At 57.6% G+C, this 8,364-nt stretch carries 5 protein-coding genes, 1 tRNA gene and 1 pseudogene; 2 read left to right on the top strand and 5 right to left on the bottom strand.

Annotation, left to right across the window (positions count from 1 at the left end; genetic code table 11):
* The 4 genes and pseudogenes from A3754_RS18005 to A3754_RS17990 all read right to left on the bottom strand — a co-directional run.
* Window positions 1-308 (bottom strand): annotated as a pseudogene (locus A3754_RS18005) (hypothetical protein); the annotation flags it as partial.
* 4 nt (window positions 309-312) lie between these two features.
* Complete coding sequence (locus A3754_RS18000) at window positions 313-1,368, bottom strand: glycosyltransferase (protein ID WP_063520801.1); 1,056 nt, start codon at window positions 1,366-1,368, stop codon at window positions 313-315.
* 581 nt (window positions 1,369-1,949) lie between these two features.
* Window positions 1,950-2,025 (bottom strand) — tRNA-Asn (locus tag A3754_RS17995).
* 68 nt (window positions 2,026-2,093) lie between these two features.
* Entirely contained in the window at window positions 2,094-3,284 is a 1,191-nt protein-coding gene (locus A3754_RS17990; protein WP_063520800.1) for a pyridoxal phosphate-dependent aminotransferase, read from the bottom strand.
* A gap of 456 nt (window positions 3,285-3,740) precedes the next feature.
* Between A3754_RS17990 and uvrB the strand changes: the two genes are divergently transcribed.
* Window positions 3,741-5,756 (top strand): excinuclease ABC subunit UvrB, encoded by a 2,016-nt coding sequence (gene uvrB / locus A3754_RS17985; RefSeq protein ID WP_063520799.1) that lies wholly within the window; start codon window positions 3,741-3,743, stop codon window positions 5,754-5,756.
* A gap of 255 nt (window positions 5,757-6,011) precedes the next feature.
* Here the strand turns inward: uvrB and cysZ are convergent, their stop codons facing one another.
* On the bottom strand, window positions 6,012-6,794 hold the full coding sequence (gene cysZ, locus A3754_RS17980; protein ID WP_063520798.1) for a sulfate transporter CysZ: 783 nt from the start codon (window positions 6,792-6,794) through the stop codon (window positions 6,012-6,014).
* A gap of 478 nt (window positions 6,795-7,272) precedes the next feature.
* Here cysZ and A3754_RS17975 point away from each other — a divergent pair.
* The coding region (locus A3754_RS17975; RefSeq protein WP_156497066.1) for a chromosome segregation SMC family protein at window positions 7,273-8,364 on the top strand (1,092 nt) is incomplete at its 3' end.

Raw genomic sequence — 8,364 nt, 5'->3', positions numbered from 1 at the left:
ATTACCAGCATGGCCGAGGCAATCAGGGCCAGGGTGATGCTGGCGTTGTAGGAAAAGCCGCGGCCACCCGGGAAGCGAACAATCTTTTTTATCAGGAGTGCATTAAAGATGTAAATCGTTGCCAGGGTTATTAGCGATAGTTGCTGGTTGGGATCGTGGGGGATTGAGATCGATCCGTGGGCAAAAAGCTGTGCGCAGAACAGGGTAATGGCCAGCCCCGTAATGTGGCCCGTCACGGGATTGAGTAGCAGCCGCTCGTGGAGGCGGTTGTGGCGTGCCGGATTTATCGGAATGAAGTGTGAATTCATGGGTTCAAATGCCTGATTCTGCGCCTAGATAAGCGCTTAAGTAGTCTGATTTTGTCGGCTCTAGCCATGCATCCGATGCGGATGCCCTGGCGGCGGACTGCATGTCGTCAATATTGGCGATCAGTTGATCAATGCTGTGTCGGACTGATTCGAGTGTGTTGTTACACAGAATGCCGTTTCCGGCGCCAACCAGTTCATGACATCCGCCCACATCGCTCAGTAACAGTGGCAACCCATGTGCTTTGGCCTCAAGGGCGGACATGGGAAGCCCTTCGCTGTCGGAGATGAGGCAAAGTGCATGATAAAGATGAAATTGATCAAATGCCTGGACCTCACCGGCGAAAAAAACATTGTTGGGCGCGTTTGCCTGCATTTCCTTTTGAGCAGCCCCGGAGCCGATAACCGTGAGTGTCACTTCCTCTTTTGAAAAGCAGGAAACGGCATCAATCAGAAGGTCCGGGCGTTTGGGGTGCGCCAATCTGCCTAAAAACAGCAACTTTACCGGTTTTGGCGGCAGGTTTGCAGGCAGTCTTGTCGGTTTGGGGGTTCGATTGGTCAGTGTGATGGTTTTGCCTGGCGGGATATTTAGCTTTTCACTGCATTTGCTGGCGTCTGCGTTAGAGACGTTGATCACCAGATCGGTCAGGGTTGAGAGCAAGCGTTCCGCAAGGGTGTAGATGCTCTCCAGCTTGCCTCCGTTGTAAATCGAGGACCAACCATGGGAAACATAGATGACCCTCAAGCGTGGAATAAACAGCTTCACCAGCCTGGCATAGACACCCGCATTTGCCGAGCTGGCGACCAGAACTGAAATGCTGTTATCCAGAAGGTAGCGGCGCAGGCGCATTAGTCCAGTTGGGCTGGGCATCTGCCTAAGCAGGTCCGGGAGAATTAGGGGTGACAGTGCTCCCAGGGTTCGTGCCAACCATTGGTTTTCCCCAGTGATGAGGAAAGGGTGGATGTCATCCTGCAGAAGGCGAATCTGGTCAAGAGTCCATCGCTGGGCGCCACCGGTCTCTGCCTTGGTAATGATGAAGCCTATGCGTGGTTTGTTATCCATGTCAGACCTGTAGTTCACACTGGCGGCGGATTTTCTCACTTTCCCGTGGCAGAGGGAAATCGGGCTGAGGAGTGGGAGTTGGCGCTAAACTATATGGGTATAGGGAGGGCCTGTCTGAGGGCGCTGTGCTATTCTCTTTGGCGCAATTCTGAAGGTCGGTACGGTGTCAGTTTCTTCGCGATGCAGGCATCGCTTCCCACTGCCTCCCCGAAGTTTTGGGAGTGGGGTGTAGCAGGTTACGGTCCCAGGCGACCGCAGGACAGCCAGTCATTGGGCAAAGAAAAAGCCCGGTACCTTGCGATACCGGGCTTTCCTTATTTGGCTCCGCCTGCTGGGCTCGAACTAGGCGGATTCAACTGAATTCGCCAATGATTAACCGTCGACCGCAGGGCGGCCAATCATTGGGCAAAGAAAAAGGGCTTACCCGTGTGGATAAGCCCTTTTCTTATTTGGCTCCGCCTGCTGGGCTCGAACTAGGCGGATTCAACTGAATTCGCCAATGATTAACCGTCGACCGCAGGGCGGCCAATCATTGGGCAAAGAAAAAGGGCTTACCCGTGTGGATAAGCCCTTTTCTTATTTGGCTCCGCCTGCTGGGCTCGAACCAGCGACCCAATGATTAACAGTCATTTGCTCTACCAACTGAGCTAAGGCGGAATGTCTTGAGGCGCGTATATTAGTGACGCCTCCCGGGGTCGTCAACACCCCGGGGGTGCGTTTGTTGCTTATTTAGCCAATGCTTGCTCAATCCGGCGGATGGCTTCTTTCAGGGTATCCATGCCGACGGCGAAAGACAGGCGCATGCAGCCCGGTGCGCCGAAGGCGGAACCGGGGACCAGCGCTACTTCTGCCGTTTCCAGCAGCAGGGTGGCCAGGTCGGTGTCGGATTCCACGCCATCCATGTTGGCAATGGCTTCGGAGAAATCCGGGAAGGCATAGAAAGTGCCGTCACCTTTGGCACATTTCACGCCTGGCAGGGCATCCAGTGCGGCGGTGAGGTAGTCGTGACGTTCCTTGAACGCTTTGACCATCTCGTCCACGCAACCCTGATCGCCAGCCAGCGCGGCTTCGGCGGCAGCCTGGCTGATGGAGGCCGGGTTGGAGGTGGACTGGGACTGGACCTTCTTCATGGCTGCAATCAGCTTCTGCGGGCCGGCCGCGTAGCCGATGCGCCAGCCGGTCATGGAGTAGGCCTTGGAGACACCATTCATGACCACGGTGCGGTCGTACAGCTCCGGGGTAGCATTGACGATGTTGATGAACGGCTTGCCGGTCCACAGGATATGCTCGTACATGTCGTCGGTGGCGACGATGATGTTCGGGTGTTTTTTCAGCACTTCGCCCAGAGCGGCCAGTTCTTCCAGGGAATAGGCCATGCCGGAAGGGTTGGAGGGGCTGTTGATTACGAACAGGCGGGTTTTCGGCGTAATCGCCGCTTCCAGCTGTTCCGGGGTGATCTTGAAGCGGCTGTTTACGTCCGTTTCGAGGATTTTTGGTACGCCGCCGGCAACCAGCACCATGTCCGGGTAGCTTACCCAGTAAGGCGCGGGGATGATGGCTTCGTCACCGTCATTCAGCAGGGCCAGGGCCATGTTGAAGAAGCTCTGCTTGCCACCGCTGGAGACCAGCACCTGGCCGGGCTCGTAGGACAGGCCGTTATCGCGCTGGAACTTGTCGATAATGGCTTTTTTCAGGCCGGGAGTGCCGTCTACCGGGGTATATTTGGTTTTGCCGGCTTTGATTGCTTCAATGGCGGCGTCTTTAATATGATCCGGCGTATCGAAATCCGGCTCACCGGCACCCAGCCCAATAATGTCTTTACCCTGTGCGCGCAATTCACCGGCTTTGGCGGTGATGGCAAGGGTGGGAGACGGCTTGATGCGTTGTACGCGGTCGGAAAGGCTGATATCGGACATGCACTCCTCGTTCATCTAGAGAGTCGAATGGTTGCGCTTTTGACGCAGGATCGACGCAGAAAGGGGCGTGCATTTTACCGGATCAGGCAGTGAATGTCCCGTATTTCCTTGTGGGGGACGGAGGGTGGGGGGCTCAACCAGCGCTGGCTTGTTGGGCTCGAGCTCTCTACAAAGCCGCTGTAGGAGTTCCCTTCCAGGGGACGAATCTGCGCAGGGCCTTTCAGGCCAGGTGAATAGCGGCCGGACACTCTGTCATCATCCAAAACCTTCGCCCTTTGGGCGTTTCGCGCTGCGCGCGGTTCGTCCCTCGAGAGGAACTCCTACAGGGGAATCCGGTGTTTCTGGCGTTGTTGTTCTGCCGCGCATTCACGCCGGCTCTGTTACACTACGTCTCGATTTTTAAACCATGATTTTGCTGCCTTCCCGGCGGGGAAGGATAGTCATCAGGAAGACCCCATGTCCGAAAGCCTCTTCAAGCTCCATTCCGATTACCAGCCTGCTGGTGACCAGCCCACGGCCATTGCACAGCTGATTGAGGGTATCGATGACGGCTTGGGTCATCAGACGCTGCTGGGGGTCACCGGGTCGGGCAAGACTTTCACCATGGCCAATGTGATCCAGCAGACCGGCCGGCCCACTATCATCATGGCGCCCAACAAGACGCTGGCGGCCCAGTTGTATGGGGAATTCCGGGAGTTCTTCCCGGAAAACGCGGTGGAGTACTTCGTTTCCTATTACGACTACTACCAGCCGGAAGCCTACGTGCCCAGTTCTGATACCTTCATTGAGAAGGATGCCTCGGTGAATGAGCAGATCGAGCAGATGCGGCTGTCGGCCACCAAGGCCATTCTGGAGCGCCCGGACACCATTATCGTGGCCACGGTTTCCGCCATTTACGGTCTGGGTGACCCGGCCAGTTACCACGCCATGGTGCTGCATCTGGTGCGGGGCGATCATATTGATCAGCGTGAGCTGCTGCGGCGTTTGGCAGAGCTGCAGTACACCCGCAACGAAATGGATTTCCGCCGTGCCACCTACCGGGTGCGCGGGGATGTGATCGATATCTTTCCGGCGGAAGAAGAAAAAGAGGCGGTACGTATCGAGTTGTTCGATGACGAAGTGGAGTCCATCAGCATCTTTGATCCGCTCACTGGCGAGGTAATCCGCCGCATCGGACGCACCACCATCTACCCCAAGAGCCATTACGTCACGCCCCGGGAAACGGTGCTCAAGGCGGTGGAGATGATCAAGGAAGAACTCACCGAGCGGTTGGCGGAGCTCAAGGAACAGAACAAGCTGGTGGAAGCCCAGCGGCTGGAGCAGCGCACCCGGTTCGATATCGAGATGCTGCAGGAGCTGGGTTACTGCAACGGGGTGGAAAACTATTCCCGGCTGTTCTCCGGTCGGGCACCGGGTGATGCCCCGCCGACTCTGTTTGACTACCTGCCGGAGAATGCGCTGCTGATTGCCGATGAGTCCCACGTGACCATCCCGCAGCTGGGCGCCATGTACAAAGGCGACCGCTCTCGTAAGGAAACCCTGGTGAGTTTCGGGTTCCGCTTACCCTCGGCCATGGATAACCGGCCGCTGAAATTCGAGGAATGGGAGCTGCTGGCGCCGCAAATGGTGTTTGTGTCTGCCACGCCGGGACCCTACGAGCAGAAATATGCGGGGCAGGTGGTGGAGCAAGTGGTGCGGCCCACCGGCCTGGTGGACCCGAAGATCGAGATCCGCCCGGCGACCACTCAGGTGGACGATCTGCTGGGTGAAGCCAAGGAGTGCATTGCCAAAGAGCAGCGAGTGCTGGTCACCACGCTGACCAAACGCATGGCGGAAGACCTCACCGAATACCTCAATGAGCACGGCATCCGCGTGCGTTACCTGCATTCCGATATCGATACGGTGGAGCGGGTGGAAATTATCCGCGATTTGCGTTTGGGCAAGTTCGACGTGCTGGTGGGGATCAACCTGCTGCGTGAAGGCCTGGATATGCCGGAAGTGGCGCTGGTGGCGATTCTGGATGCGGACAAGGAGGGCTTTCTGCGCTCCGACCGTTCATTGATCCAGACGATTGGCCGGGCGGCACGGAACGTGGATGGCCGTGCGATTCTCTACGCGGACAAAATGACCGGTTCCATGGAGCGGGCCATTGACGAAACGGACCGTCGCCGCGAGAAGCAGGAAGCCTTCAACAAGGCCAACGGTATCACCCCGCAGGCCCTTAACAAGAAAATCCGCGACATCATGGATGACAGCGGCGGTAGCCGTTTCGATCGCAAGTACAAGGGCGAGAAGAAGGTGGCAGAGTCCGGTGCGGATTATCTGGAGGCCCGCTCACCGGCGCAGGTGGCCAAGGAAATCAAGGAACTGGAAGCGAAGATGATGGAGCATGCCAAGAACCTGGAATTCGAGGACGCCGCAGCCACTCGCGACAAAATTCACCAGCTCAGAGAGCTTGGATTTATGCGGTAAACGTTTCTACAAGGCCGCTGTAGGAACGTAGCGGAGCGGAGTAACGCACGCTGGGCGGCCCCGGAAGGGGTGAGCGAAGCGAATAACGCCGCTTGGGGCGCGAACCTTGCGCAGCAAGGAAATTGCCCGCAGGGTGATCAGGAATATACCTAATCGCCAACCCCTCTAGAAAGATCGGGTGCATCCGCCTCCATTTCCTCGCCTAGGCTCGGATTCGCGCCTCGAGAGGCGCTCCTACAGCGGCCTTGTAGAGAGTTAGATGGGGGTCTTCTGATCCTGCGGTTGCGGTGCCAGCTGCTCCACCCAGATCAGCGTCCCGGCAATCACCGCCACCGGCATGATGAACAGGTTCACCAGCGGGATCATGGTCAGGGCCATGACGATGGCGCCGAAGGTCAGCACCAGCCAGCGTTTTTCTTTCAGCCGTTCCAGCATCACCTCAAATGGCACCTGACGGTTGTCGGCGCCGAAATCGATGTACTGCATGCCCAGCAGCCAGCCGGACCACAGGAACCAGATAGCGGATGCCAGCACGTTGATCACCGGGATAAAGTAAATCACCCCGACCACAAACAGAATCAGAACAGCGCGCCACAGCCAGTACCAGGTTTTACGCAGTTCGCGCTTGAAGGTGCGCACGATCATGGCGGGGATGGATTCGTCGTTCATGGGGTGGCCGGTAATCTGGATATCCACTTTCTCGGCCAGAAAGCCCATGAACGGTGCGGCAATCAGCTGGACGCCGATGGAAAACACGCTGGCGAACAGGCCCAGCAGAAGAATCCACACCAGCACCACCGCCGCATCGACCAGGAAGTGCAGGGCGCCATTGAGGAAGCTCCAGAACCCGGTCAGTGCCCAGTCTGCGGTGGCGGCGGTGATCCAGCCGGCAATCCAGCTGCCGCTGAGCCAGTACAGGCCACCAAATACCAGGATATTGAAGATCAGCGGGATGATCACATAGCGCCGCAGCTCCGGGCTGCGGGCCAGTTTCAGGCTGCGGGTCAGGTAGGCAATGGCATCGGCGATCTGGGACACGGGCAATCCTTTTAAAAGAGACGCTTCATGCAACATGCTGCACGCAGCAACACGGACACAGGTTGTGCCGAATGTTACCTGTGGTGCTCCTCGCTGCACAGGGTGCAGACACGTTGCGAGCTGCAGCCCTCTGCGGCACGGGAAAGCGAGAGATGTTGGGAGGTTTTGCCGTAGACGTTCCGAATCCGAGCCTCGGCGGGGAAAGGGCGTTTCAGGCAGGAGCAAGACCGCAACCCGCGCCGTTGCCGAGGCCCTGAAAACATCAAATGCCGTAAAACGTGTCCGGGTTTGCGGCGTGTTACTTGCCGCATGAAGCGTGCCGCGGCCTTAATCGGTATTGTGCCTGATGAATTCGACTGCGGTTGTCGCTAGACTTAGCCCTTTTAGTGCCCAGGTGCGCCGTAATCGCTTCAGGGGGCGGTGAAAACCCTTGTTTTTGCCCAATTTTTGGCCTGTTGGCCCGAGTTAAGCAGACACTATGCGACTGAAATCCATAAAACTGGCCGGGTTCAAGTCCTTCGTGGACCCTACCACCACCAATTTCCCGGAAAACCTCACCGCTGTGGTGGGGCCCAACGGGTGTGGGAAGTCCAATATCATTGATGCGGTTCGCTGGGTGATGGGGGAGTCCTCCGCCAAGCACCTGCGTGGCGAGTCCATGGCTGACGTCATCTTCAATGGCTCCAATGCGCGCAAGCCGGTGGCCCAGGCCTCCATTGAGCTGGTTTTCGATAACTCCGACGCCACCGTGACCGGGGAATACGGCAAATTCAACGAAATCTCCGTGAAGCGCCAGGTGACCCGGGACGGACAGTCCAATTACTTTCTGAACAGCACCAAATGCCGCCGTAAGGATATCGCCGACATCTTCCTGGGCACCGGCCTGGGGCCGCGCAGCTACGCCATTATTGAGCAGGGCATGATTTCCCGGCTGATTGAAGCCAAGCCGGAAGAGCTGCGGGTGTATATCGAGGAAGCGGCAGGGATCTCCAAGTACAAGGCCCGTCGCCGCGAGACCGAGAACCGCATTCGACGTACCCGTGAAAATCTGGAGCGACTGACCGATATCCGCGATGAGCTGACACGTCAGCTGGAGCGTTTGAGCCGACAGGCCAGTGCGGCGGAGAAATACAAGCAGTACAAAGAGGAAGAGCGTCTGAAAGGCGCGCAGCTCAAGGCATTGCGCTGGAAAGGGCTGGATGTGCAGGTTAAGCAGCTGGACCACGTGATTGGCGAACTGGACGTGTCCATGGAAGCGAAAGTGGCGGAACAGCGCCACGTGGACGCGGAAGTAGAGCGTTTGCGCGAGAAGCACCATGAAGTGCAGGAGCGCTTTAACGAAGTCCAGCAGCATTTTTACGCCCTGGGGGCGGAAGTGGCACGTCTGGAGCAGAGCATCCAGCATCAGCGCGAGCGCAAGCAGCAGCTGTACGAAGAGCTGGATCAGGTGCGCGCCAGCTGGAAAGAAGGCGACGAACACCTGCGTATCGACAGCGAGAAAGTGGCAGAACTGGAGGCCATTCTGGCCGAGCGCGAGCCAGAACTGGAAATGGTCTCCGAACAGCAGGAA

Source organism: Alcanivorax sp. HI0083, assembly GCF_001635175.1.
Note: the sequence above shows the minus strand (reverse complement) of the source record. Positions and strands in the feature narration are given on the sequence as shown.